The following is a 24,340-nucleotide window of genomic DNA, read 5'->3' on the forward strand; positions in this document are numbered from 1 at the left end:
ACTCAGAATAAAAATAACATAATCTTAGGGAATAATAAGGTTGTACGTTTACTTTTATAAGTTTCAGCTTTAACATGGTCGATTTATATCAGAGACCTGCTTTATAGAAGAGCTAACAGCTAAAGACTACCTGCTGTTTCAGAATCCCTCAAAAGCACCCAATCCAAAGAGGGCAAAGTCGTATTTGACTGGATCTTGAGGATCCAGTTTACGTAGTGAAGCATCGAGTTCGGCGAGAGATTTGGCGTCATTTTGCTTTCGCGAAAGCAATCTCAACTTCCTCCCCACATTACCCGTATGCACATCCAGAGGACAGGAGAGAAGTGCTGGTGAGATGTTTTTCCAAATTCCAAAATCAACGCCTGCTCTGGCATCGCGCACCATCCATCGTAAAAACATATTGATCCGCTTCGCTGCCGAATTACGCAATGGATCACTCACATGCTTTTGAGTACGTTGTTGATGCGGTACTTCAAAAAAGATCTCTTTAAAATGAGAAATAGCAGGTTGTAGTCCCGATTTGGTAATGCCCGAAGCAAATACGGCTTCTAGTCCGTTGTGATGGTGATAGATATTATGAAGTGATCGGATAAAGGTTTCCAGATCTTGTGCGTTAAAAGTCCGGTGAACAAATCCATCGAAGAGATTTGCTTGATCAGGATCATAATTAAGAATAAAATCATGAGGCGCATTGCCCATCAAATCCATAAGTTTAGTGGCATTAGTGATAATACTCTTCCGATTTCCCCAGGCGATGGTCGCGGTCAAAAAAGCAGCAATTTCAACATCTTCTTTCTTCTCAAACCGATGCGGAATCTGAATAGGATCGTGTGGAATAAAATCGGGGTGTTCGTATTGTATCGCTTTTTCATCTAGAAAAATTTTAAGCTCTTTTTTATTCATCATCAAATGTGTAGGAGTAAAAGCCATCTTTTAGATCGTTGGTGCGCATTTGAGGTGTAGACCTGAAATAAGCTTTAAAATCGGTAAGATGCTGTAATTGGATGCAGGGAAGTTCGCAGTCGCCTGTCGCCCAGAAAAAATCAATATTGGTGGGCGTCTGTAATTTCAAATTTCCCTCTTGGTGTGTTGTATAGATAGCTTGCGTATATTTTGTGTTTGGATGTGGTTTGATGAGGTAATCCATAGAAAATACGCTAAGCCTTAATTGAAATTCATTCTCTGTAAGTGCATTGAGATTAAACGGAATAAACAGAGGTATTGCAATCGCTACGGTGGCTATGGTAATTCCTATTTTAACAAGTATTTTTTTTGTGATACACACTGTAATTATGGTAAGTACTAATAGCATGAAGAATCCTAAAAAAAATCGATATTGAGGCGAGGTGAGCCATAAGAATAGGAGTTGAGCACTACTTATGAAATAAAGAATGTACAACGGCTTTTTAAAACGAATTTTCCTAATTAAAAATGGGAAAATGACTAAAGCAATACACATCGATACATTAAATAGCCCATGAAGTTTTGGGAGTCGAAGCCAATGAATTACACGTTGCATAAACGTGGTGTTTTGATATTCTTCTGGAGTTAAAAAGAAAGCATAATGTTTCGTTGTTTCTACAAGGTATTCTTGAAGGGCTATGGGTAATATCCAATCTACATTGGTTAATCGAAAACTAGCGATAGGATATAGTGGATATCCAGAAATAATACTATTTTTTATCACAAAAAGGATAAACGTAATCCCTGAAATAAGGATTAATTTTAGAAAATCTTGTTTGAGTAATTTTCTGTTTTTTGCGTATAAAATAACAGGAAATAAGATCAGAAAAACTGCGGTTACTTTGATAAAAATAGCAAAGACTCCCAGGGCAAATAAGAGGCTGATGGTAGATGTTTCACTAGAAGTATAGTGTTTTAAGAACTCTCCGAAAATGAGCAAAGAAAGCAGGTAAATAGGTAGGTCTGGTGATGGCGAACTTATAAACTGAAATAAGAATACATTAAAAATAGGAAATAAGCCTATCAGTAAGAACTGTTTCTCTTTATGTTTGAAAAATCGCCCAAGGTAATCTAATGCATAAAAATTACCTAGTATCAAGTAAAACCCGTTGATATCGTTGAGAAATTGGAGTACACCATCCAAATTTACGGCACTTTGTAAAATATGCCATCCCGAATTTTGTGCTAAAAAGAAATGAAAATTAGCAAGACCTTTTACAAATCCAAAAGTGTCAAGCCATTTGATGGTTTGTATATAATAAGACTCGTTATCTATAATGTAAGGCGCACTGGCGCATTGTGCGATGGCGAATAGTGTAATGACAACAAATAGGATAATGAGATAGGAGGGGAGTGTTTTTATTTTCGCTTTAAGCGAAAGGAGAAATGCATGATATACCTTTCGTTTCCAGATGCCTAATCCTAAAGTAATAAGCACCAGAAAACTTTCAAAAACATTTCCTAGTCCACTGAAAATAGCCCAAATGCTTGCGAATATGGAAATCGCGAAGCCTCCTAAAAAAAATGGAATAACCGGGTGAGATTTCCCTAGCTTGCAAAAATGTTGAAATCCAACTCCTACCACACTTGTTACAAAAAACAGATAGCACCAGTATGTAAGAACTGCCAGCATATTATGAAGTTACAAAAGAACCATCTACCATAGTGAGTTTACGATCTGCCATGTTAGCAAGTTCTTCGTTATGAGTCACAATGACGAGTGTTTGTCCAAACTCATCACGGAGTTTAAAAAATAATTCGTGTAAATTTTCAGCACTTTCTGTATCAAGATTTCCTGAAGGCTCATCGGCAAGAATAAGAGACGGTTTATTCATCAAGGCTCTGGCCACAGCAACCCGTTGTTGCTCTCCTCCTGAGAGTTCGTTGGGTTTATGGTGATATCGTTGTGATAATCCTAAAAAGTCTAAGAGTTCTTTGGCTCTTTTTTCTGCTTCAGCTTTTGATTTTTTAGCGATATACGCGGGGATACACACATTTTCTAAGGCTGTAAACTCGGGTAGTAATTGGTGAAATTGAAAGATAAATCCAATGTGCTTATTTCTAAACTGACTGAGTTCTTTTGGCGAAAGCCTATGTAAAGATTCCTTATTTATTTCTAAAAAAGTGTTTTCATTAACGTCTGGTGTATCTAGCGTACCTAATATCTGAAGAAGGGTTGTTTTACCAGCTCCACTTGGCCCTACAATAGAAACGACTTCTCCTTTTTGTATGTCTAGCGATACGTCTTTAAGTACCTTTAAGTCACCGTATGATTTTGAAATATGCTTTGCTGTTACCATTTCATCTGTTTACGAAGTGAAAGTACTACATTCTAACCTATCAAGCAACGGTAATGCTATAAGAGTTATGAGTGCTTTTTAAAGACGGTTTTGATATTGTTGTAATCTATAAAATAGGTGACACGTAATGATACTGTGTGTTGTAAAGGTTGGTCAAAAAGAGAGCTAAGGCTTTCTGTGTAGTTTAATTGTGATTGATCATCACTATTAAAAATCTGATTTCTATAGAGAAGTGTTGCTTCGCTTCCGGGGGCAAACCGCCATCTAAAACTCAAATCCATGTTCCAAATATTAAAATTGGTATTAGGATCTCTTTGTACGGTGGTGTCGTAGGTATATATTTGGGTTCGTGTACCATCCTCATTGAGGATAAAGTAGACATTACTGCTATGATCTGCGACACTCCAGAAGTTACGCAGGCGCAAATCGATCGCTTTAAATGGATCAAAATTATAGCTTGCTCTTATAGAATTCTCAAAAGAGGTGACGTCTCTAAGGCCTAAAAAAACATCTTCATCAGTGTTGTCAACCCATCCAAAATTCTTTCTACGTGTGCTGTAATTGGAAGAGAGAACTAAAAGGAATTTATCTGAAAAGCGGTATCTAGGCGAAAAGTTAAGACTATAATTTACTTGATCTTGATTGCCATACCATTGCCGTACATTGCCACGTAGATCAAAAGCAAACTTCTTTCTAAAGTCGGTAGATATAAAACCACGCAAACTCGCATTAGGTTCAAAAATCACAAAACGTCCTTCTACTCTTGGTTCAAAGTAATCATTATCTCTAGAATTATAATCTGCATCGAGTCCAAACGCAAAACGCTCTACAGTAGCAAAAAAAGAATTGATGCTAATACTATTTCGCGTTTGTACACTTGGTCTATATAATCTTCTATGCCGTGCAGTTGCACTAATACGATACCTATTAAATTTTCCTCTAGGTTGTATGATTTCATAAGAACCACCGACAGTGAAATTATTGAAATTATTTCTAAAATTTAATCCTAAATCGTTAATATCTAAGGTGGTATTGGCAAAGTCATGTCCAAAACGATAACGCCACTGTCCTTTAATTTCTCTAAAATCAAACTCCGATTGAAAACCTGTAGTTAGTCCTTCTGAAGTACGCACATTACTGAAAATTCCACGTCCAGATACTCTAAAGTTATTCCCTTTGTCTGCAATGTCAAATACGCCCCCAGTAACATTAGCGTCTCTAAAACGGCTTCCGCTTCGTATCACGCTTGTATTGATAAGCGAGACTGATGAGTTTTGGTTAAACTGCTGGTCTAATACAAAAACATTATAGTTTGTCAACGGTTCTATACGTTCTTCTCTGGATATACCAGTTATTGTATCACGTATGGTTGCAAATGTATTTTCTCCTATAGAATTAAGGATTCCGACTCCTAGCCCTTTTTGGGTACGTCCAGATAATTTTAAAGAATTTAAAAGTTTTACATTATCAGGCTGATCGATAATTTCTTCATTTTCTGCTAGGTTTTCTACACTCCCAGAAGGACTACCTCCGATACGTCTAGAAAAGAAAACACGTCCTTTTTGAAAAAGATCAATACCCTCTGTAAAGAAAGGTCTATTCTCACTAAAAGTTTGCTCAAAAGGACCTAGATTAAGCACCACATTATCAAAAGCGACTTGTCCAAAATCAGGGATTAATTGTGCGTCTAATGTAAAACTATCACTGAGACCATATTTTATATCTAAGCCCCCAGCAAAGTTGGTTTCGCTTTCACCGTCAAATGTAACTGTTTGCGCTTGCGCGAAAGGGAAGAAAGTAAGACGTACAGGAGGATCTATATCTTTAACTCCCTTTACGAGTCCGTTATATTGTGTATCTCGCCCTATTCCTCTTTCTATAAAATTCCATGTATGTGTTTCGTTTTTGCGTAAAAGTCTGCGATAAAAATTTATACTCCAGTTTTGAACATCCACTTCTGGGAAGCGCAAGGCATTATAAGGAATACGATATTCTGCATACCATCCTTTTTCATCACGCGATACTCTACATTGGAAAACAACATTAAAACCAAAGTCTCGGTCATTTTGTGTCACACGTTGATCCCCTATAGTGCCTGCACTGGTGACAAAAAATCGCGTTTCATTGATACCATCATCATAGGTATTGAGTGCCACCATAAAGTGATCTGCTTGTACAAAAATTTCATCCCGTTGCGAAAACTGACTTGCAATAGAGTCTGGAGAAGGGTCATACATGTAGGCAGCAATATAGACTGCTTTATCATCATATGCCATCTTTATTTCAGTTCTAAAAGCCTCTTCTATAGTTCCTTCATTTCCGGGCTCAAACATTTGGAAGTCTCTATACGTAGTGAGTTCATCCCATATAGCATCATCTAACACACCGTCAATTTTTGGAGGTGTATTGATTCTAGTAGCTGTAAGTTCTTTTTTTTGTGCTAGTAGGGATTGCTGCATGAAAACAGTTACGACAAATAAAAAAACGGAGACCTTCTTAAACATACGTGATTTTTGTGGTGAAAATGCAAATCTAAAGGTGTCTATAAGATCTTTGTACTAATTAAAAGTTAAAAAGAAAATAGGTCTCGTTAACAAATAAAGTATCTTTGTAAAGATTTTTTGTTAAATAATTCTCTAACTTAGTTAAACAAAAAAATAGTATTAATTGCAGAATAAAAAAAAATATGCCCTACAGAAAATTTGAAGAATACAATATAAATGTTACTGAGAATGTCAAAAAGAGTTTTGAATCTATCATAGATGATTTAGGTGAAGACATTTCGAGAGAAGGAATTGTAAAAACCCCCGAAAGAGCTGCAAAGGCAATGCAATTTCTTACCTCTGGATATGAAATGGATGCTGCCAAAATTTTGAAAGGTGCTATGTTCAAAGAGGACTATGATGACATGGTCATTGTAAAAGACATCGAGTTATATTCTCTTTGTGAGCATCATATGCTTCCATTTTTTGGAAAAGCGCATATAGCATATATCCCTAATGGGCATATTGTTGGATTAAGTAAACTTCCCCGTATTGTAGACGTATTTGCAAGACGCTTACAAGTTCAAGAACGCCTCACTCATGACATCCTAGAATGCATCAATACTACTTTAAAACCTAAAGGAGTTGCTGTTGTTATAGAAGCATCACACATGTGTATGATGATGCGTGGAGTTCAAAAACAGAATTCTACAACCACAACCTCTGGTTTTAGAGGACAATTTGAAAAGATAGAAACGCGTTCAGAATTTCTTAAACTCATAAGCTCAAGTCTATCCTGATTTTAATAGCGTTTATCCATAATTGTGCTTGGCATATCAATTGCTAAGACAAAAGTGTTATATTTAATGCGATTATGAGTAAATACAAATTATTAATTATTGGTCTTGTATTAGATGGGCTAGGTATTGTTACTTCTAGCTGGGTTTTACCGCTCTTTGGTGACTTTTCAGATGTGATTTGGGCACCACTTTCTGCCTGGATTATGACAAAAATGTATAAAGGAAATGCAGGTAAAATTGCTGGTGCAGCTACCTTTATAGAAGAATTACTTCCAGTTGTAGATGTGATTCCTTCTTTTACATTAATGTGGTTATACACCTATGTCATAGCCAGAAATGAAAAAGAAACAACAAAGGAAAAAGAAAATGACATTATAGATATTACCTGAATCTTAATGATATCTTAGTTGCTCTATCGGGTCATTGGGACTAAAACATATCCATACCAGGGATATTTGGCATTCCTTCTTTGGCAACAGCAGACATTTCTGTATCGTGAATATTTTGAGCCTTTTCCAATGCTTTGTTAATAGTTAAAATAAGGTAGTCTTCTAGTTGTTCTTTGTCTTGTAAAAGATCCTCAGAAACTTGAATTTCTTTCATACGACCATTTGCAGTAGCAGTTACTTTAAGTAAGCCATCACTAGATTGCTCATCTACGAGAATTGTTTTAAGACGTTCTTTTGTAGCTTCTGCCTTTGCTTTTGCCTCTTTTAATTTGCCCATAAGGCCCATCATATCTCCAAACATATTTTATAATTTTAAAATGATTACTGCAAATTTATTAAATTGACCGTTCCAAATCTATGAATAAAGTATGAAAAAAATAGTTCCCCTATTAGTACTTACCCTTATTTTTGTAAGCGGTTGTAATCAAAAAAACAAAAGAAATTTGACAAAAGATATCCTTCCCCCAAAAGCAGAAAAAAAACCAGTAAATCTAGAAAAGCACGGGGACATCCGAGTAGATAATTATTTCTGGATGAATGAAAGAGATCATCCTGAAGTGATCGATTACCTAGAGCGAGAAAATGATTATTATAATAAGCTGACTGAGCATACCAAAGACTTTCAGACAACGCTCTTTGAAGAGATGAAAGGACGCATCAAAGAAGATGACGCTTCTGTTCCATACAAAAGAAATGGATACTGGTATTATGGACGCTATGAGAAAAACAAAGGGTATCCCATATATTGTAGAAAAAAGGATTCATTAAATAGTGAAGAAATCATCCTTTTTGATAATAACGTGATGGCAGAAGGGCAAGCGTATTTTAAACAAGCAGGATATAGTATTTCTGAAGATAATACCATGGCTGCCTTTGGAATTGACCTTGTGAGTAGACGTAAGTATACCATACAATTCAAAAATCTTGTCACAGGAGAACTCCTAGATGAAAAAATAGAAAACACTACAGGGGCTGCTGTTTGGGCAAATGATAACAAAACAGTTTATTATAGTAGAAAGGACGAAGAGACGCTCCGTTCCAACCAAATATTTAAACACATATTAGGAACTTCCCCAGAAGACGATCAGCTGGTTTTTCAGGAAGATGATGAGACCTTCAATACCTTTGTTTATAAAACAAAATCTAGAAAATTTATTGTTATTGGATCTAGTAGCACTCTTACTTCTGAATATCAATTCACTACTGCAGACGATAGTGTGGGGGATTTCAAAATGCTTCAGAAGAGAGAACGAGGTTTAGAATATAGCATAGCACATTATGGTGAAGAGTTTTATATCCTCACAAATATGGACAATGCAACTAATTTCAAGTTGATGAAAACTTCAGAGACGGCTACTGAAAAAGAAAATTGGACGGAAGTCATTCCCCATAGAGAAAATGTCTTACTAGAAGATGTAGACATTTTTAAGGACTTTTTAGTTGTAAGTGAGCGAACTAACGGGCTTAATAAAATACACATTAAGCGTTGGGATGGCTCAGAAGATTATTACCTGCCTTTTGATAATGAAACGTATACAGCTTATACAGGAACAAATGTAGATTTTGATACAGAGATACTTCGATATGGGTATAATGCATTAAATACGCCTAGTTCTGTAATCGATTTTAATATGGTTACAAAAGAAAAAGAAGTAAAGAAAGAACAAGAGGTACTAGGAGGAACCTTTGATAAAGATAACTACATTATGGAGCGCATCTGGGCAACTGCCAGAGACGGTGTTAAGGTTCCTGTGTCTTTAGTATATCATAAAGACACAAAGAAAAACGGGGAAGCCCCGCTTTTACAATATGCTTACGGAAGTTATGGAAACACGATAGATCCTTCATTTTCTTCCATACGATTAAGTTTGCTTGATCGAGGTTTTATATATGCCATTGCACACGTACGAGGAGGCGAATATTTAGGAAGACAATGGTATGAAGATGGAAAATTACTTAAAAAGAAAAATACCTTCACAGATTTTATAGATGTTTCGAAGTATTTAATAGCCAATGACTATACTTCAGAAGAACATTTGTATGCCTCTGGAGGGTCTGCAGGGGGTCTTTTAATGGGCGTCATTATCAATATGGCACCAGAACTGTATCACGGAGTGATTGCATCGGTTCCCTTTGTAGATGTAGTAACCACGATGTTGGATGATTCTATTCCCTTGACTACAGGAGAATACGATGAGTGGGGAAATCCAAATGTAAAAGAGTATTATGACTATATGAAAAGTTATAGTCCGTATGATAACGCTTTCGCGAAAGCGTACCCAAACCTATTCGTAACCACAGGATATCACGATAGCCAAGTACAGTACTGGGAACCTGCAAAATGGGTGGCAAAGCTGCGAGAGCACCATACAGGAGATAATCAAATACTTTTTTATTGTGACATGGAATCTGGTCATGGTGGTGCTTCAGGAAGATTTGAATCACTTAAAGAAGTAGCTAAAGACTACGCATTCCTATTAGATTTGGAAAATATCGATAAATAATAAAAAAAATATAGTACTTTTGTTACCGATTTGAGTATTGATTTTAACCAGAAATAAACTCAATATCTAACTTAATTTTTATGGCTGATCAACTTCACGTTTACGATAATGTATTGCAACTCATAGGGAATACACCACTTATCAAGCTGAATAGAATTACAAAAGATTTTGATGGAGACTTTTACGCTAAAGTAGAAGCCTTTAATCCAGGACATTCTTCAAAAGACCGTATCGCACTTCATATTATAGAAGAAGCAGAGCGTAATGGAGTGTTAAAACCTGGCGATACCATTATAGAGACCACCTCTGGAAACACAGGTTTTAGTATTGCTATGGTAAGCATCATAAAAGGATACGAATGTATTCTCGCTGTAAGTTCAAAATCATCACCAGATAAGATAGATGCTTTGAAAGCAATGGGAGCAAAGGTATATGTATGCCCTGCTAATGTAAGCGCAGATGATCCTCGTTCTTATTACAGCGTTGCAAAACGTTTACACGAAGAGACCAAAGGATCTGTTTATATTAACCAGTACTTTAATGAATCTAATATAGATGCACATTTCAATACAACTGGACCTGAAATTTGGAATCAAACGGAAGGAAAAATAACACATCTTATCGCGTGTAGCGGTACAGGAGGAACCATCTCAGGAACAGCCCGTTTCTTGAAATCTAAAAATCCAAACATACAGATAATAGGTGTAGATGCGTATGGATCTGTCATCCAAAAGTACCATGAGACACGTGAGTTTGATGCTAGTGAAATCTACCCATACCGAATAGAAGGTTTAGGTAAAAACTTAATACCAACGGCTACAGACTTTGATGCAATAGATATGTTTGTAAAAGTATCTGACGAAAGTAGTGCACACTCTGCTAGAGAAATTGCTCAAACCGAAGGATTATTTGTAGGCTACACAAGTGGAGCGGCCATTCAAGGATTAAAACAATTAGCTGCCGAAGGAGTTTTTGATGAAGATAGTAAAGTGGTTGTCATTTTTCCAGATCACGGAAGCCGTTATATGAGTAAAGTCTTTAGTGATAAATGGATGCGCGATCAAGGCTTTTTTGATAGCAAAAATATGGAAGAAGTGCAAACAATAGAATATATAAAGTAACTCACTACCAATTGAGTCTACACTAAAAAAACTCTTACCAATTGGTAAGAGTTTTTTTAGTGTGTTTGGACATATATTGATTGTAATTTTGAATTAGGTCAACATATTTAATTTATGTAATTTTGCATTTCGTTTGAAAATTTGAATATGAAGGACTTATTTGATAAAATATACAAAGATAAAGGACCATTAGGAAAATGGGCATCAGTAGCAGAAGGCTACTTTGTTTTCCCTAAACTAGAAGGCCCTATTTCTAACCGTATGGGATTTCAAGGAAAGGAAGTAATTACTTGGAGTGTCAACGATTACTTAGGACTTGCTAATCGTCCAGAAGTACGTGAGGTCGATGCACAAGCTGCTGCAGATTACGGAAGTGCTTATCCAATGGGAGCGCGAATGATGAGTGGTCACACAGAGCTTCATGAGCAATTACAAAATGAACTTGCAGCTTTTGTGAACAAAGATGCGGCTTACTTATTAAATTTTGGATACCAAGGCATTCTTTCTACGATTGATGCATTAGTATCAAAAGATGATGTCATTGTGTATGATGTAGATACTCACGCTTGTATTATCGATGGAGTTCGTTTACATATGGGAAAACGATTTACGTACAAGCACAACGATATGGAGAGTATCGAAAAAAACCTTGAGCGTGCTACAAAAATGGCAGAGCAAACAGGAGGAGGAATCCTTGTGATCTCTGAAGGTGTTTTTGGAATGCGAGGAGAACAAGGAAGACTTAAAGAGATTGTTGCGCTTAAGAAAAAATACAACTTCCGTTTATTAGTAGATGACGCTCACGGATTCGGAACATTAGGAGCTACAGGTGCTGGAGCTGGTGAAGAACAAGGGGTACAAGACGATATAGATGTGTATTTTGCTACGTTTGCAAAATCAATGGCGAGTACAGGTGCTTTTATCGCAGGTGATCAAGAAATTATAGACTACCTAAAATACAACTTAAGATCTCAAATGTTTGCAAAATCATTGCAGATGCAACTTGTAGTTGGAGCTCTTAAAAGACTGGATATGTTACGTACTATGCCAGAACTTCGTGAGAAGCTATGGGAAAACGTAAACGCTCTTCAGGGAGGATTAAAAGAAAGAGGATTTGATATTGGTACTACACAAAGTTGTGTGACTCCCGTATATCTTAAAGGAAGTATTCCAGAAGCAATGGCGCTTGTAAAGGATTTACGCGAGAATCACAGAGTATTCTGTTCTATCGTGGTATATCCTGTGATTCCTAAAGGATTGATTCTTTTACGTATGATTCCTACAGCATCACATACATTAACAGATGTAGAGGAAACGCTAGTGGCATTTGAAGCGATTAGAACACGTTTGGAGAATGGAACCTATAAAAGACTTTCTGCAGGAGTAGAAGCTGCTCTAGGCGCTTAAAAAGATTCTTATAAGAAGTAATAGATAACAAACCGATGCTGAGTGTCACTCAGCATCGGTTTTTTTATTATAGAAAGTTTCAGTAGTTATTGATTATTTGAGAGATCTGGCTTTCTTGAGTGTTATGTTGCTTTAGAGCGTAATTCTTTTGCCCATTAATAGGCAAAAAAAATGTATACTAGACTTCTTATCGCTCTTAAAAAATAAAACCCTCCATTTCTGAAGGGTTTTCGCACTAATAACTAAGATTTATAGGTCTATCGCAATCGATCTACAGATTTTACGAGATCCTCATCACGCTTAATAGCCTTATTTGCTAAAGCCAGTAAAACGATAGAAATAAGCGGGATGATCATTCCAATACCCTTCTCAAGAACCGCCGTTCCTCCGGATAAGATTTGTGATCGGTATACCAATACACCTAATAAAACAAAGTTTAATATGATTATGAGTCGTCCTAAAACAAACTGATTCTGTCTTTTTTTGTAGAGAAATATAGTAATAAGTGATAACACGCCACTTAGAACAAAAAGCCCTAGAACAATAGCATCATCTTTAGCCCATGAAGCCGTACCATCCGGATTGGCATAGAGGCTAAAAACAAATGGCAATGCTAAAGAAGCAAGGCTGGCTAGTGCTAAATATATAGATTGAATGCGTTGTATCACGTCGTGTAAATAATTTCAGATGCAAAAATAAGTTTCTTTTGTGAGTTATTTGGAAAAGTTTAAAAATAAAATTGTATCATTGTAATGTAATAAGGTAGTAAGCTCTCCGCTTATTATATTCTTGCTAGTTTAATTTATCGATTTCTTCTTTCGATATATTTTCAAATTTTTTTATCCAATTATTAATTCACTCTAGTTACTAGATGTTTGACATTTCAGAATTAAAATCAAAAAAACTTCCTGAGTTACAGGAAATCGCTAAAGGTATTAAGGTGCCTAAATATAGAACACTAAAAAAATTAGACCTAGTCTATAAAATTTTAGATGTACAAGCTGCAGAGCCTGAAAAGGTTGCGAGTACTGTTGTAAAGCCTTCTAAGCCGGAGCCTCCTAAAAAAGTAACTCAAGAAACGAGGCCTAAAACGCCCGAAACCGCAGAAGCTCAAAAGAGACCTGCACGCGAAAAAACACAAAGGCCTAGAAGCCAAAATCCAAAAAATAAGCGGCAAGAGGACGAAAAACCTACTGCGAATCCATCAGCTGCTTCTAAGGAAAGAAAAACAGCTCCTAAAGAAAATACAAAAACACCTCAGAAGGAGAACACAAAAAAGCCAGCGGCAGCTCAAATAAACGATAAACCGAAAGAGAAAAGTCCAGATACAAATTCTAACGAACAAAAATCTAGAGATTCTCAACGTGATAACCGTTCTAGCAACAAGCGACCGCATCGCGACTCTAATAGTAATCGTGACGCAAATAATAATCGCGATACAAATAGCAATCGTAATCAGAATAATCGTAACCAGAATAATAACCGCAATAATTCTAACACGGGAAATGGTAATAAAGATAGCCGAAATCGCTATCGCGAACCAGATTTTGAGTTTGAAGGGATTATTGAAAGTGAAGGAGTACTTGATATCATGCAAGACGGCTATGGTTTCTTAAGATCATCAGATTATAATTACCTAGCGTCTCCAGATGATATTTATGTGTCACAATCTCAAATCCGTTTATTTGGGTTAAAGACAGGAGATACCGTACTCGGAGTCATCCGACCGCCTAAGGAAGGAGAAAAGTATTTCCCTTTAATTAAGGTCTCTAAGATCAATGGTTTAAGTCCTAATATCGTGAGGGATAGAGTCTCTTTTGAGCACTTAACACCTTTGTTTCCTACAGAAAAATTCAATATCGCAGAGCGACAATCTAGTATTTCTACACGAATTATGGATATGTTTGCACCTATTGGAAAAGGACAGCGTGGTATGATTGTATCACAGCCGAAAACAGGTAAAACCATGTTACTTAAAGATGTGGCAAATGCTATTGCAGCAAATCATCCTGAAGTATACCAAATGATTCTTCTTATAGATGAGCGCCCAGAAGAGGTGACAGATATGCAACGTAATGTAAAAGGTGAAGTGGTTGCTTCTACCTTTGATAAAGAAGCACATGAGCACGTAAAAGTGGCAAATATTGTGTTAGAAAAAGCAAAACGCCTGGTTGAATGTGGTCATGATGTAGTGATCCTATTAGACTCTATTACACGTCTAGCACGTGCGTATAACACAGTGCAACCTGCTTCAGGAAAGATTCTTTCTGGAGGGGTCGATGCCAATGCATTACACAAACCAAAACGTTTCTTTGGAGCAGCTCGTAATATAGAAAATGGCGGATCATTAACGATTATTGCAACAGCACTTACCGAAACAGGTTCTAAAATGGATGAGGTGATCTTTGAAGAATTTAAAGGAACGGGTAATATGGAATTACAATTAGATCGTAATATATCTAATAGACGTATTTTCCCAGCTATTGACCTTACTTCCTCAAGTACTCGTCGTGATGATTTACTCCATTCTAAAGATACAAGTCAGCGTTTATGGGTACTTCGTAAGTACCTTGCTGATATGAATCCTGTAGAAGCGATGCAATTCATGAGTGATCGTATTAAGAGTACACGTAACAACGAAGAGTTCTTGATTTCTATGAATCAATAGTTTCAAACATATATATCAGTAAATCCTCTCAGCAATGAGGGGATTTTTTGTTTTTACGCTTTCGCGAAAGCGTACGTAGCTATAAAATTTGTAGATTTAAAAAACTATTGATACAAATGCACCTATTATGAAATATACGTTACTGCTATTTTTATTTACTACAACAATGAGTTTTGCTCAAGAATTTAAATTAAATGAAGTGAGGCACGTTGTTGTTCGAGGAACCGCTACAATGGAGGTTGTTCCTAATATTATTAAAATTAGAGTTACACTAGAAGAGAGATATATTGGAAAACAAAAACTCGATATTACAATTTTGGATTCTAAGTTTAATTCCATTATCCAAAACCTGAATATTGACCCTACAAATATTACACTAGATGAATTTTCAAGTGATTACAGTAAGTATCGAAGGAAAAGAGCTGATGTTTTTGCCTCTAAGGATTACGTTGTTACATTAGATGATATTACAGTCGCTACACAGTTGTTGAAGCAACTTAATGAAGCTGATTTTGAATCTTTTATGTTTAGTAAGTCACATACTGATATTATTAGCTATAGAAAACAAGTAAAAGCTAATGCCGTAAAAGCTTCAAAAGAAAAAGCAATATACCTTTTGGAAGCAGTAGATGGGAAAATTGGAAAATTATTAGTTTTAAAAGAACTTGTAAATGAAGATGCTGAATATAAAAGGTACAGGAACGCAATGAATGGATCTAATTCATATTCACCATCTGCATCAACGATGAGTAGAATATTAGGTGGTTTTGATCCTATTCTTGTTTCTTATTCTATGGATGCCACCTTTGAAATCATAGATTAATCGTCTCCCAATAAATCTGGTCTACGTTCTTTTGTACGTAAATAAGCTTGCTCTTCTCGCCAAGCTTCTATTTTCGGAAAGTTACCGCTAGTAAGAAGTTCAGGAACTTTCCAACCCTTATAGTCAGCAGGGCGTGTATAGATAGGAGGGGCGAGTAACCCATCTTGAAAACTATCTGTCAGTGCTGAAGTTTCATTTCCTAAAACACCAGGAATCAATCTGATCACAGCATCACAAAAAATTAAAGCGCCTAACTCACCACCGCTTAATACATAATCACCTATAGAAATTTCTTTGGTAATAAAGTGATCACGCACACGTTGGTCTACACCTTTATAATGGCCGCAAAGAATAATGATATTCTTTTTTAATGACATCGTATTTGCCATCCCTTGGTTAAGGGTTTCACCATCTGGAGTCATGTATATGACCTCGTCATAGGCGCGCTCAGATTTTAATTTCGTAATGCATTTATCTATGGGTTCGATCATCATGACCATGCCTGCACCTCCTCCAAACTGATAATCGTCTATCTGTTTGTAATTATCTGTCACATAATCTCTAAGATTATGAAAATGGACTTCTACAAGGCCTTTGCTAATAGAGCGTTGCATAATAGAGGCCTCAAAAGGACTCTTTAATAAATCTGGAACAACGGTAATAATATCTATGCGCATGGAGAGTTGCTTATTTTGTAGCCCAAAAGTAATGTAAATCTGGGTCTTTTTTAAATCCTAATCGTTCATATAAATGTTGTGCAGGATTTGTGACTTCGGTTTGTATGACAATCCCTTTCTGATGTTCTTTCCGACATAAGTCTTTGACGGTAGTGATAAGTGATTGCCCAATACCCTGTCCTCTGTAATCAGGGTCTATAAATAGATCATTCAGGATATACATAGGTTCCATGCTCACAGAAGAAAAAATAGGATAGAGCTGTGTAAAACCTACAGCTTTGTTTGAGTCCGCTACTTCGACTCCGCTCAGCACAGGTTTCGCGAAAGCAATATAAATAGTACTATCTTTTTTAGTAAGTCGCTCGCTAAGAAAAGCGCGCGCTCCTTCTAAGTCGGTGGTTTTTCTGTAAAAAACACGGTATCCATCAAAAAGCGGTATGAGTTGTTCTATATCTTGAATAGTGGCTTGGCGTATATACATAAAAAAAATCTGTACTCGAAAGTACAGATTTTAATCTATTATTTGGTGCTATCTAGCTTTTAGATTGCTTCAAGAGTTTATTGCGTTCATCTTGTAGTTGTCTTCCCAATTTTTGTTCTTTTTCTAGCGCTTTTCTCTTGTAATCATCAAAATCAAGCTCTAGCTCTTCTAGTTTTCTTTTAGCTTGATATGTTAAACTATTACTGCTCTTAAATTTGAAAATGAATAGGAGGAGGCCTAAAAATAATACACCAACAATACTCCACATCATAGTCTGGTAACTGCCTTTACTCATTTGAGCTCCAAAAAAGTTAATACTATCCTTTTCCAGATTTGTGTTTTCTAGACTTTTTTGAGTATTCGTGAGATTTGTATTTAAACTAGAAATCTCAGAGGTTTGATCTTCTATGCGTTTATTGAGATTAGTGATCTTTGTTTTTAGTGAAGTCACACTATCGGTCAGTTGTTTGCGATAACGATCTAATTTGGTACGATCTATTACTTTGTAACGTTTGGGGCCATTATTGTAATTGCCACTAGACTCAATCACCTGGTTATATTGTTCTATAACAGTTGTAGGATCATTGTCTTGATCTTGTGTTTCTTGGGCTTGTACATTTAAGAGCACACCTAAACATAAAGTTAGTAGGGAGAGTGTTGCTTTAGTCATGGGTTTTTAGGGTGTTGTTTAGTCAATTGCAAATAGTTTTTGGGACTAGTTCTTGCGTTTGTTTGTAACAAAAATACTAGAAATAATCAACTTAAGTACGTTTAGAACTAAGACTTGGTTCTTTATACCTAAAAAAAAGCTCACTTTTTGGAAAGTGAGCTTTTTATTGCATTATATTTTATGTATGTCTTACTAAGAAACCTACTGATTAATAATAGGTAAAACGTCTTACTTTAGAGATGTATTTGGCAAGTCGTATTACTTGATGACTGTATCCATACTCGTTGTCATACCATACGTATAGGATGATGTTTTTACCACCTTCTCTCACAATAGTAGCATTGCTATCATATATGCTCGGTGCTGATGATCCTACAATGTCGCTAGAAACAAGCTCATTATCGATAGAGTATTTTATTTGCTCAACAAGTGCTCCTTCTAATGCGTATTTTTTCAAGGTAGTATTAAGGGCTTCTAAACTTGTCTTTTTGTCAAGTTCTAAGTTTAATATGGCTAGTGATCCATTAGGTACAGGCACGCGGATAGCATTTGAGGTTAATTTTCCTTCAAATTTTGGTAATGCTTTACTCACTGCTTTTCCTGCTCCTGTTTCTGTAATGACCATATTAAGCGCAGCAGCTCTTCCTCTACGGTATTTACTATGCATATTATCAACAAGATTTTGATCATTGGTATAGGCATGTATGGTTTCTAGATGTCCGTATTTTACTCCAAAAGAATCATCTATAGCTTTAAGAACGGGTGTGATTGCATTGGTGGTACATGATGCAGCTGAGAAAATAGATACCTCATCAGGGTTGTGTTCTAAATGGTTTACTCCATGCACAATATTTGGAATTCCTTTTCCTGGTGCTGTCAATAATACTTTAGCCACTCCTTTTCCTGCGAGATGTCTGCTTAAGGCTTCTTGATCTCTAAATGCACCTGTATTATCAATGACCAAAGCATCGTGTATTCCGTATGCAGTATAATCAATTTCCTCAGGTGCATTGGCACTAATAATGTGTACTGTAGTACCATTAATGATCAGTGCTTTATTTGCTACATCAATAGCAACAGTCCCTGGGAAATCCCCATGCACCGAATCACTTTTTAATAAGGAAGCTCTTTTTTCTAGAACAGTAGCATCTATAGTGCCTCTAGTGACAATAGCTCTTAATCGCATTTGTGCGCCTTTCCCTGTACGTGTCATCAATTCTCTAGCGAGTAAACGTCCTATACGTCCAAAACCATAAAGAACTACATCTTTTGGAGTGATGTTTTCACTCCTCTTAGCAGGTTTTAATTTTTTAGCTACAAATGAAGTAGCGCTTATATGATCTTCTTCAAGATGATATTCATAGGTCAGTTTTCCGATATCAAGCTTAGCAGGTGGTAACTCTAATGTTTTAATCGCTTCTGCGATCTCTACACTGTCAAAAATAGAAATTGGTTTTTCTACAAAAGCGCCAGCATACTCGTGTAAATCTAAAATCTCACTTACATTTCTATCTATAAGTTGATTTCTAAAAAGCACAAGCTCTATGGATTTGTCATACCATAAATCACTTGCAATTTGAATAAAGGCTACTGCCGCTCTACGACGGTCTGCTTGAAATGAAAGCTCTGTTTCGTAAGTATCTAAATGACTCATACTACTTTTTATGTTATTGGATGTTGTTTTTTGATCAGACATCCTTTTAAATTTTCGGCAAAAGTATAGATTTCAAACGTTTTCGTAACAGAAAAAAGCAAAAAAAAGCTCTTTTAAAATAAAAGAGCTTTAAAATGAATGTATTCGGGTGAATACGTTATTCCTTTAGAGTTTAATTATCAAAAATATACCGGTTACGTTCCCCATCACCATTTATTAATACAATGCTAACAGGTTCATTTGCATTTTTGTTATTAAAGATTCGTTTTACATCTTCTACATCGTTCACCTCTTGATCGTCTATTTCCGAAATAACAAGTCCTTCTAAATTGTAGCGTCTCATTGTTGGTGAAAGTGTATTGTTAATGATGACACCATTTTTTGCTTTTGCTTTGGAGAGTTCCTTAGGAGAAGCGTTTTTTACTTGGATCCCAAGTCTATTAATATCATACGTAACAGATTTGACAAGGGTAACAGGTAATGTGAGTTCTTTACCATCACGTAATAAGTAGACTTGAACGACATCATCTGGACGTTTTGAACTGATATATCCAGACAAATCTGAGAATTTATTAATTTCAATATTATCAATACGTTTGATGATATCTCCGCTTTTTATTCCTGCTTTTTCTGCACCACTTTCATAATCTACAACACCTACATAAAATCCTTCTGATGTATTAATCTTTAATTTTTCAATGGCTTCTGGACGTAATGAGTTTACAGAATTTCCTCTTACTCCTAATATTCCTTTTTGTACTGAACCATATTGCATGATATCTTCAACGATTTTACGGGCATTATTAGAAGGTACAGCAAAGGCATATCCTACATACGACCCTGTTTGTGAAGTGATAGCTGTGTTAATGCCTATGAGTTCTCCATACGTATTAACGAGTGCTCCACCACTGTTTCCTGGGTTGATCGCTGCATCCGTTTGAATAAAAGATTGAGGATTAGAATCCTGCTCATTGATATCTCTCGCTTTTGCTGAAATAATTCCGGCTGTTACCGTAGAGGTAAGATTAAATGGGTTTCCAACGGCAAGCACCCATTCTCCCACTTTTGCAGCATCACTATCTCCAAATGGGATATACGGTAGTTCATCATCTCCTGCATCAATTTTTATAAGGGCGATATCTGCTTTTTTATCAGTTCCTATCAGTTCTGCTTTAAATTTTCGGTTGTCATTAAGAGCAACTTCGATTTCGGTAGCTCCTTCTATCACGTGATTATTGGTAATAATAAAACCATCACCAGATATAATAACGCCACTACCAGCACCTACCACGCCACCTCTTTGTCCGCCACCACGTAAGAATTCCATCATATTACGTGGTTGTCTATATTCTTGTTTGTTACTCACGTGTACAACTCCATGAACTGTGCGCTCTGCAGCTTCGGTAAAATCAATACCCGCATTTGCTGCTGCGGTGTAAGTAGTTGGTGTATACGTAGGAATACTAGAGATTGGGTTTTCGGAGGCTAGGGGAGGTGTTTTAGATTCTTCTATAAATAATTTATAGGCGCCTAGAGTTATAACACCTGCTAGGACAGCAACAGAAAGTAAACTTGCTATTTTTTTCATGATCTTTTTCATTTAGGTGATTATATAATGTTAAAATTAAAATTTTAGTATGTACAGAATTCATATTTAACTGCCTTTTAACAGGGCAGGCAATATGTGAATTTCTTATTTTTGTCGTTCATCTATTTATATCATGACGATACCCTTTTCTAAATATCAAGGCACCGGTAACGATTTTGTCATTATTGATAACCGACGCTTATTTTTTCCCAAAGATGATACCAAACTGATTTCGAGACTTTGTGACCGAAAATTTGGCATAGGAGCAGATGGTTTGATTCTTTTAGAAAACCATGAATCTTTGGATTTTACCATGGTATATTACAATGCAGATGGTCACGAGAGTAGTATGTGTGGCAATGGAGGGCGTTGTATTGTAGCTTTCGCGAAAGCGTTACACGTTATACAATCGACTACTTTGTTTATGGCTATTGATGGGGTGCATGAAGCTACGATTGAAAATGAAATCGTACATTTAAAGATGCAGGATGTAGCAAAAATAGACACTAAAAACACCTATAGTTTTCTAAACACAGGATCTCCACATCACGTAGAAATTTCTGAAAATTTGTCAGCACTTGATGTCAAAACAGAAGGAGCGCGTATCCGATATAGTGATTTGTACGGTAGCGCAGGTAGCAATATCAATTTTGTATCTCAAAAGGAAGAAAATGTATTTGCTGTCCGTACGTATGAACGAGGGGTAGAAGATGAAACTTTAAGTTGTGGTACAGGTGTGACAGCTGTTGCGCTGGCAATGCATAATCAAGGGAAGGCTACATCAAATCGTTTACAACTTCAAGTAGAAGGAGGGGAACTTGAGGTACGTTTTGAAAAAGATGATACAGGGTACCATTCAATTTTTCTTATAGGCCCAGCGACTTATGTTTTTAAAGGTGAAATTACATGGTGACACTTATAGGAAATAGTGTATTTCTAAGAGCTGTGGAGCCAGAAGACCTCATTGCGATTCACCGTATAGAAAATGATGAGCGACTTTGGGCAGTAAGTGAAACGCTCACGCCCTTTTCCTTACACAGTATTAAAGACTATCTTGCCCATGCTCATAAAGATATTTATGAAGCAAAACAACTGCGTTTAGCGGTTTGTGAGATCAATACAAAAGTGCTTATCGGACTTATTGATCTTTTTGATTTTGATCCCTATAATGCACGAGCAGGTGTTGGGATTCTCATCGAATCGCAAGAGAATAGAGGAAAAGGCTACGGGAAAGAAGCATTAAACTTAGTGATTGCTTATGTGAAAACACATCTAAAACTACATCAACTCTATGCCAATATTCTAGAAGATAACACAGCAAGTGTTCAGTTGTTTACACATGCGGGTTTTGATCTTGTGGGAGTTAAAAAAGAATGGAGACGTGTGAGTGGGGAAGGAGTCCGCTCCTGCCTGCCAGCTAAACAGATTCGGGAAAGCTATAAAAATGAATTATTATTTCAATACCTATTATAATGTATATCAAACGAATTATACTCATCATCGCGCTTGTGGGAATTATTATTGGAGGTTTTTTTGCCTACCATGTGTATAGCGCAATATTTTCTCCAAATACGGCTTTTGAAAATGAGGAGGCATATCTTTTTGTAGCCTCTGATGCAACTCCTGATGATGTAAAGGAGGATATTGCACCTTTGTTAAAAGATATGGAATCTTTTGTTTCAGTCGCAGAGCGAAAAAAGTATTTTTCTAATATGAAGTCAGGTCATTTCATCATTAAAAAAGGGATGAATAATAATGAAATCATTAATACGATACGCAGTAAAAATGAACCTGTAAAAATTGCGTTTAATAATCAAGAGCGTATAGAGGACCTTGCTGGTCGTATAGCTACTCAGATAGAAGCAGATAGTTTGTCGTTGCTTCTAGCGATGAAAGATCCTAGTTTTTTAAAAGCAAATGGTTTTACTGACGAAACAGCTCTTAGTATGTATATTCCTAACAGTTATGAGTTGTACTGGGATATTTCTGCAAAAGAATTTAGGGATCGTATGCTAAAAGAGCACAAGCGTTTTTGGAATGATTCGCGTAAGGCTAAAGCCAAATTATTAAATATGACACCAGAAGAGGTATACACCGTGGCTTCTATTGTCCAAAAAGAAACGGCAAAAGTAGACGAGCGCCCACGTGTTGCAGGTGTTTATTTGAATCGAATTAAAAAAGGAATTAAGCTTGATGCAGACCCTACGGTTATATATGCTTTAAAAAATAAAGCGAATGATTGGGATATGGTAATTAAGAGAGTGCTTTACAAAGATTTGGAGGTAGTATCTCCCTATAATACGTATCGGAATGCAGGAATTCCTCCTGGACCTATTTTTATGCCAGATATCTCTGCTATAGATGCTGTTTTGAATGCAGAAAAGCACGACTACTATTATTTTGTAGCAGACGTTGAGCGTTTTGGGTATCATAAATTTGCAAAGACGCTTTCTCAGCATAATGCTAACAGTGCAGCCTATAAGCTCTGGATCAGTGGTCAAGGGATAAAACGTTAAACGTTTATAAAAGCTGTTAATAACCCTGTTCTTAACTTTCCCTCTAGATGAGTATTTTGAATGACCTTTACATGTAATTTTGAGTATCAATATGATTGCAGTTTAGTGTTGCATTTGACGTTTTAAATAAGGCAAAAATGTCATTTACGCTTTGTTTGTTATATTTTCTTAAAAGAATCTTAATATTAAGATCGATGAAAAGCATTGAAAATTAAGGCTTTTGTTAAATAAACAGTGATTTCTGTTGTTTTGTCGATTTTTATTTGGTAGATTGTTTTATTGTTGTATTTTTGCCGGCCGAAATAGACAGCACTTTATAAGGTTTTATAGTTTAAAAACCTTAGCAGTCGAAAAGCGATTATATGATAAGAAACCTGGTTAAAATTACAGTTCTTCCATTTATGATAGGACTATTGTCACTAGGAAATATTTCAGAAAAGGAACGGGAATTCACTAAAACAGAAGACTTTTCTCAATATTCAACAGAAGGTTTAGACCTTTTTTATACCGCACCGTTACCTGAAGAAACACTTCAGGATGTTATTCCTTCTTATTTTCCATTAGCCCTCACTGGGCAAATGTATATTGGATTTAAAGAAGCGCTCGCATTTAAAGAATCTCAAGGCAATTATTTCAGTATAAATACCTTTGGATATCTTGGTAAATATCAATTTGGAGCCTCTACATTAGACCTGATAGGAATAAAAAACACAAAGAATTTTATTAAAAACCCTGCTTTACAAGAAAAAGCATTCCTACTGAATACTTCCCGTAACAAATGGGTGTTAAGACGTGACATAAAGCGTTATTCAGGAAAATGGGTTGGTGGTGTTAAGATTACAGAATCTGGAATTTTAGCAGCAGCACATCTGGCTGGTCCAGGAAGTGTAAAGCTTTTTTTACGCTCTGGTGGTGAAACTAGTTTTAATGATGCTTTTGGTACTTCCATAGAAAGTTATTTAAGGAAATTTTCTGGCTATGATGTGTCCTTTGTTCAAGCAGTAAAGAGACCTAGATTAGGAGATATTTGGTAATACAGTATTTCGTTAACAATAAAAAACGTCCAGCGATTGCTGGACGTTTTTTGTTTCTACTATGTCTGTGTATAGGTTTTACCTTTTCAGGGTAAAGTGTCCCACAAACTCTCGTTGAGTTCCCAGTCCATCGGGTTCTGTATAGTTCACTCTAAACCAATAATCATCAGAGATCATCGGTTGGCCATTAAAGGTACCATCC

At 36.2% G+C, this 24,340-nt stretch carries 23 protein-coding genes; 11 read left to right on the forward strand and 12 right to left on the reverse strand.

Translation table 11 applies throughout. The annotated features are described in order from the left end of the window. Window positions 1-138: 138 nt before the first annotated feature. The 4 genes from ACFO3O_RS10625 to ACFO3O_RS10640 form a co-directional block, all read right to left on the reverse strand. Window positions 139-903, reverse strand: coding sequence for a TIGR02757 family protein (locus ACFO3O_RS10625; RefSeq protein ID WP_379978610.1), 765 nt, complete (start codon window positions 901-903; stop codon window positions 139-141). Then, complete coding sequence (locus ACFO3O_RS10630) at window positions 896-2,596, reverse strand: LIC_10190 family membrane protein (RefSeq protein WP_379978584.1); 1,701 nt, start codon at window positions 2,594-2,596, stop codon at window positions 896-898. The genes ACFO3O_RS10625 and ACFO3O_RS10630 overlap by 8 nt, the downstream gene beginning before the upstream one ends. 1 nt (window position 2,597) lies before the next feature. After that, window positions 2,598-3,263 (reverse strand): ABC transporter ATP-binding protein, encoded by a 666-nt coding sequence (locus ACFO3O_RS10635; protein WP_379978585.1) that lies wholly within the window; start codon window positions 3,261-3,263, stop codon window positions 2,598-2,600. A 65-nt stretch (window positions 3,264-3,328) separates the two neighbouring features. Then, entirely contained in the window at window positions 3,329-5,767 is a 2,439-nt protein-coding gene (locus tag ACFO3O_RS10640; protein ID WP_379978586.1) for a DUF5916 domain-containing protein, read from the reverse strand. A 182-nt stretch (window positions 5,768-5,949) separates the two neighbouring features. Between ACFO3O_RS10640 and folE the strand changes: the two genes are divergently transcribed. Beyond that, entirely contained in the window at window positions 5,950-6,546 is a 597-nt protein-coding gene (gene folE / locus ACFO3O_RS10645; protein WP_379978587.1) for a GTP cyclohydrolase I FolE, read from the forward strand. 74 nt (window positions 6,547-6,620) lie between these two features. After that, window positions 6,621-6,935 (forward strand): hypothetical protein, encoded by a 315-nt coding sequence (locus ACFO3O_RS10650; protein ID WP_379978588.1) that lies wholly within the window; start codon window positions 6,621-6,623, stop codon window positions 6,933-6,935. A 40-nt stretch (window positions 6,936-6,975) separates the two neighbouring features. Here the strand turns inward: ACFO3O_RS10650 and ACFO3O_RS10655 are convergent, their stop codons facing one another. Beyond that, complete coding sequence (locus ACFO3O_RS10655) at window positions 6,976-7,296, reverse strand: YbaB/EbfC family nucleoid-associated protein (RefSeq protein WP_379978589.1); 321 nt, start codon at window positions 7,294-7,296, stop codon at window positions 6,976-6,978. 67 nt (window positions 7,297-7,363) lie between these two features. On the opposite strand from ACFO3O_RS10655, the gene ACFO3O_RS10660 reads away from it, so the two are divergent. The 3 genes from ACFO3O_RS10660 (at window position 7,364) to ACFO3O_RS10670 (ending at window position 12,027) form a co-directional block, all read left to right on the forward strand. Continuing rightward, the gene (locus ACFO3O_RS10660; protein WP_379978590.1) at window positions 7,364-9,499 is read left to right on the forward strand and encodes a S9 family peptidase; all 2,136 of its coding nucleotides are present in this window, start codon (window positions 7,364-7,366) and stop codon (window positions 9,497-9,499) included. An 80-nt stretch (window positions 9,500-9,579) separates the two neighbouring features. Then, window positions 9,580-10,620 carry a PLP-dependent cysteine synthase family protein gene (locus tag ACFO3O_RS10665; RefSeq protein WP_379978591.1) on the forward strand — a complete coding sequence of 347 codons (1,041 nt, stop codon included), beginning with the start codon at window positions 9,580-9,582 and terminating at the stop codon, window positions 10,618-10,620. A gap of 147 nt (window positions 10,621-10,767) precedes the next feature. Then, a complete protein-coding gene (locus tag ACFO3O_RS10670; protein ID WP_379978592.1) occupies window positions 10,768-12,027 on the forward strand; it encodes an aminotransferase class I/II-fold pyridoxal phosphate-dependent enzyme in 1,260 nt (419 codons plus the stop codon). Between the two features lie 257 nt (window positions 12,028-12,284). Here ACFO3O_RS10670 and ACFO3O_RS10675 read toward each other — a convergent pair whose 3' ends face one another. Further along, window positions 12,285-12,695: a DUF4293 domain-containing protein gene (locus ACFO3O_RS10675; RefSeq protein ID WP_379978593.1), complete on the reverse strand. Its 411-nt coding sequence runs from the start codon at window positions 12,693-12,695 to the stop codon at window positions 12,285-12,287. Between the two features lie 203 nt (window positions 12,696-12,898). On the opposite strand from ACFO3O_RS10675, the gene rho reads away from it, so the two are divergent. Together rho and ACFO3O_RS10685 are read left to right on the forward strand one after the other, a co-directional pair. Next, window positions 12,899-14,695, forward strand: coding sequence for a transcription termination factor Rho (gene rho / locus ACFO3O_RS10680; protein WP_379978594.1), 1,797 nt, complete (start codon window positions 12,899-12,901; stop codon window positions 14,693-14,695). A 127-nt stretch (window positions 14,696-14,822) separates the two neighbouring features. Continuing rightward, on the forward strand, window positions 14,823-15,518 hold the full coding sequence (locus ACFO3O_RS10685) for an SIMPL domain-containing protein (RefSeq protein ID WP_379978595.1): 696 nt from the start codon (window positions 14,823-14,825) through the stop codon (window positions 15,516-15,518). Here ACFO3O_RS10685 and trmD read toward each other — a convergent pair. From trmD to ACFO3O_RS10710, 5 genes are all read right to left on the reverse strand, one after another. Next, window positions 15,515-16,195, reverse strand: a complete 681-nt coding sequence (gene trmD / locus ACFO3O_RS10690) for a tRNA (guanosine(37)-N1)-methyltransferase TrmD (protein ID WP_379978596.1) — start codon at window positions 16,193-16,195, stop codon at window positions 15,515-15,517. The genes ACFO3O_RS10685 and trmD overlap by 4 nt on opposite strands. A 10-nt stretch (window positions 16,196-16,205) precedes the next feature. Further along, window positions 16,206-16,676, reverse strand: a complete 471-nt coding sequence (locus ACFO3O_RS10695) for a GNAT family N-acetyltransferase (RefSeq protein ID WP_379978597.1) — start codon at window positions 16,674-16,676, stop codon at window positions 16,206-16,208. Window positions 16,677-16,728: 52 nt separating this feature from the next. Beyond that, window positions 16,729-17,346 (reverse strand): hypothetical protein, encoded by a 618-nt coding sequence (locus ACFO3O_RS10700; RefSeq protein WP_379978598.1) that lies wholly within the window; start codon window positions 17,344-17,346, stop codon window positions 16,729-16,731. A gap of 208 nt (window positions 17,347-17,554) precedes the next feature. After that, complete coding sequence (locus ACFO3O_RS10705) at window positions 17,555-19,000, reverse strand: glyceraldehyde-3-phosphate dehydrogenase (RefSeq protein ID WP_379978611.1); 1,446 nt, start codon at window positions 18,998-19,000, stop codon at window positions 17,555-17,557. 172 nt (window positions 19,001-19,172) lie between these two features. Next, on the reverse strand, window positions 19,173-20,588 hold the full coding sequence (locus tag ACFO3O_RS10710) for a S1C family serine protease (protein WP_379978599.1): 1,416 nt from the start codon (window positions 20,586-20,588) through the stop codon (window positions 19,173-19,175). A gap of 133 nt (window positions 20,589-20,721) precedes the next feature. On the opposite strand from ACFO3O_RS10710, the gene dapF reads away from it, so the two are divergent. From dapF to ACFO3O_RS10730, 4 genes are all read left to right on the forward strand, one after another. Further along, entirely contained in the window at window positions 20,722-21,501 is a 780-nt protein-coding gene (gene dapF, locus ACFO3O_RS10715) for a diaminopimelate epimerase (RefSeq protein WP_379978600.1), read from the forward strand. After that, on the forward strand, window positions 21,495-22,061 hold the full coding sequence (locus ACFO3O_RS10720; RefSeq protein WP_379978601.1) for a GNAT family N-acetyltransferase: 567 nt from the start codon (window positions 21,495-21,497) through the stop codon (window positions 22,059-22,061). The genes dapF and ACFO3O_RS10720 overlap by 7 nt, the downstream gene beginning before the upstream one ends. Then, entirely contained in the window at window positions 22,061-23,104 is a 1,044-nt protein-coding gene (gene mltG / locus ACFO3O_RS10725; RefSeq protein ID WP_379978602.1) for an endolytic transglycosylase MltG, read from the forward strand. The genes ACFO3O_RS10720 and mltG overlap by 1 nt, the downstream gene beginning before the upstream one ends. A gap of 362 nt (window positions 23,105-23,466) precedes the next feature. After that, a complete protein-coding gene (locus ACFO3O_RS10730) occupies window positions 23,467-24,138 on the forward strand; it encodes a peptidoglycan-binding protein LysM (RefSeq protein WP_379978603.1) in 672 nt (223 codons plus the stop codon). A gap of 78 nt (window positions 24,139-24,216) precedes the next feature. Here ACFO3O_RS10730 and ACFO3O_RS10735 read toward each other — a convergent pair. Then, a partial coding sequence (locus tag ACFO3O_RS10735; RefSeq protein WP_379978612.1) for a T9SS type B sorting domain-containing protein occupies window positions 24,217-24,340 on the reverse strand: 124 nt, incomplete at its 5' end.

It is taken from the genome of Dokdonia ponticola, from assembly GCF_042653865.1.
Taxonomy (GTDB): domain Bacteria; phylum Bacteroidota; class Bacteroidia; order Flavobacteriales; family Flavobacteriaceae; genus Dokdonia; species Dokdonia ponticola.

Coding starts and splice junctions, on each gene's coding strand:
- ACFO3O_RS10635 (WP_379978585.1), bottom strand. CDS start 3,263: ATGGTAACAGCAAAGCATATTTCAAAATCATACGGTGACTTAAAGGTA.
- ACFO3O_RS10625 (WP_379978610.1), bottom strand. CDS start 903: ATGAATAAAAAAGAGCTTAAAATTTTTCTAGATGAAAAAGCGATACAA.
- ACFO3O_RS10650 (WP_379978588.1), top strand. CDS start 6,621: ATGAGTAAATACAAATTATTAATTATTGGTCTTGTATTAGATGGGCTA.
- ACFO3O_RS10710 (WP_379978599.1), bottom strand. CDS start 20,588: ATGAAAAAAATAGCAAGTTTACTTTCTGTTGCTGTCCTAGCAGGTGTT.
- ACFO3O_RS10670 (WP_379978592.1), top strand. CDS start 10,768: ATGAAGGACTTATTTGATAAAATATACAAAGATAAAGGACCATTAGGA.
- ACFO3O_RS10630 (WP_379978584.1), bottom strand. CDS start 2,596: ATGCTGGCAGTTCTTACATACTGGTGCTATCTGTTTTTTGTAACAAGT.
- ACFO3O_RS10655 (WP_379978589.1), bottom strand. CDS start 7,296: ATGTTTGGAGATATGATGGGCCTTATGGGCAAATTAAAAGAGGCAAAA.
- folE (WP_379978587.1), top strand. CDS start 5,950: ATGCCCTACAGAAAATTTGAAGAATACAATATAAATGTTACTGAGAAT.
- ACFO3O_RS10685 (WP_379978595.1), top strand. CDS start 14,823: ATGAAATATACGTTACTGCTATTTTTATTTACTACAACAATGAGTTTT.
- ACFO3O_RS10640 (WP_379978586.1), bottom strand. CDS start 5,767: ATGTTTAAGAAGGTCTCCGTTTTTTTATTTGTCGTAACTGTTTTCATG.
- dapF (WP_379978600.1), top strand. CDS start 20,722: ATGACGATACCCTTTTCTAAATATCAAGGCACCGGTAACGATTTTGTC.
- ACFO3O_RS10665 (WP_379978591.1), top strand. CDS start 9,580: ATGGCTGATCAACTTCACGTTTACGATAATGTATTGCAACTCATAGGG.
- ACFO3O_RS10705 (WP_379978611.1), bottom strand. CDS start 19,000: ATGAGTCATTTAGATACTTACGAAACAGAGCTTTCATTTCAAGCAGAC.
- ACFO3O_RS10700 (WP_379978598.1), bottom strand. CDS start 17,346: ATGACTAAAGCAACACTCTCCCTACTAACTTTATGTTTAGGTGTGCTC.
- rho (WP_379978594.1), top strand. CDS start 12,899: ATGTTTGACATTTCAGAATTAAAATCAAAAAAACTTCCTGAGTTACAG.
- trmD (WP_379978596.1), bottom strand. CDS start 16,195: ATGCGCATAGATATTATTACCGTTGTTCCAGATTTATTAAAGAGTCCT.
- ACFO3O_RS10720 (WP_379978601.1), top strand. CDS start 21,495: ATGGTGACACTTATAGGAAATAGTGTATTTCTAAGAGCTGTGGAGCCA.
- ACFO3O_RS10695 (WP_379978597.1), bottom strand. CDS start 16,676: ATGTATATACGCCAAGCCACTATTCAAGATATAGAACAACTCATACCG.
- ACFO3O_RS10730 (WP_379978603.1), top strand. CDS start 23,467: ATGATAAGAAACCTGGTTAAAATTACAGTTCTTCCATTTATGATAGGA.
- ACFO3O_RS10660 (WP_379978590.1), top strand. CDS start 7,364: ATGAAAAAAATAGTTCCCCTATTAGTACTTACCCTTATTTTTGTAAGC.
- mltG (WP_379978602.1), top strand. CDS start 22,061: ATGTATATCAAACGAATTATACTCATCATCGCGCTTGTGGGAATTATT.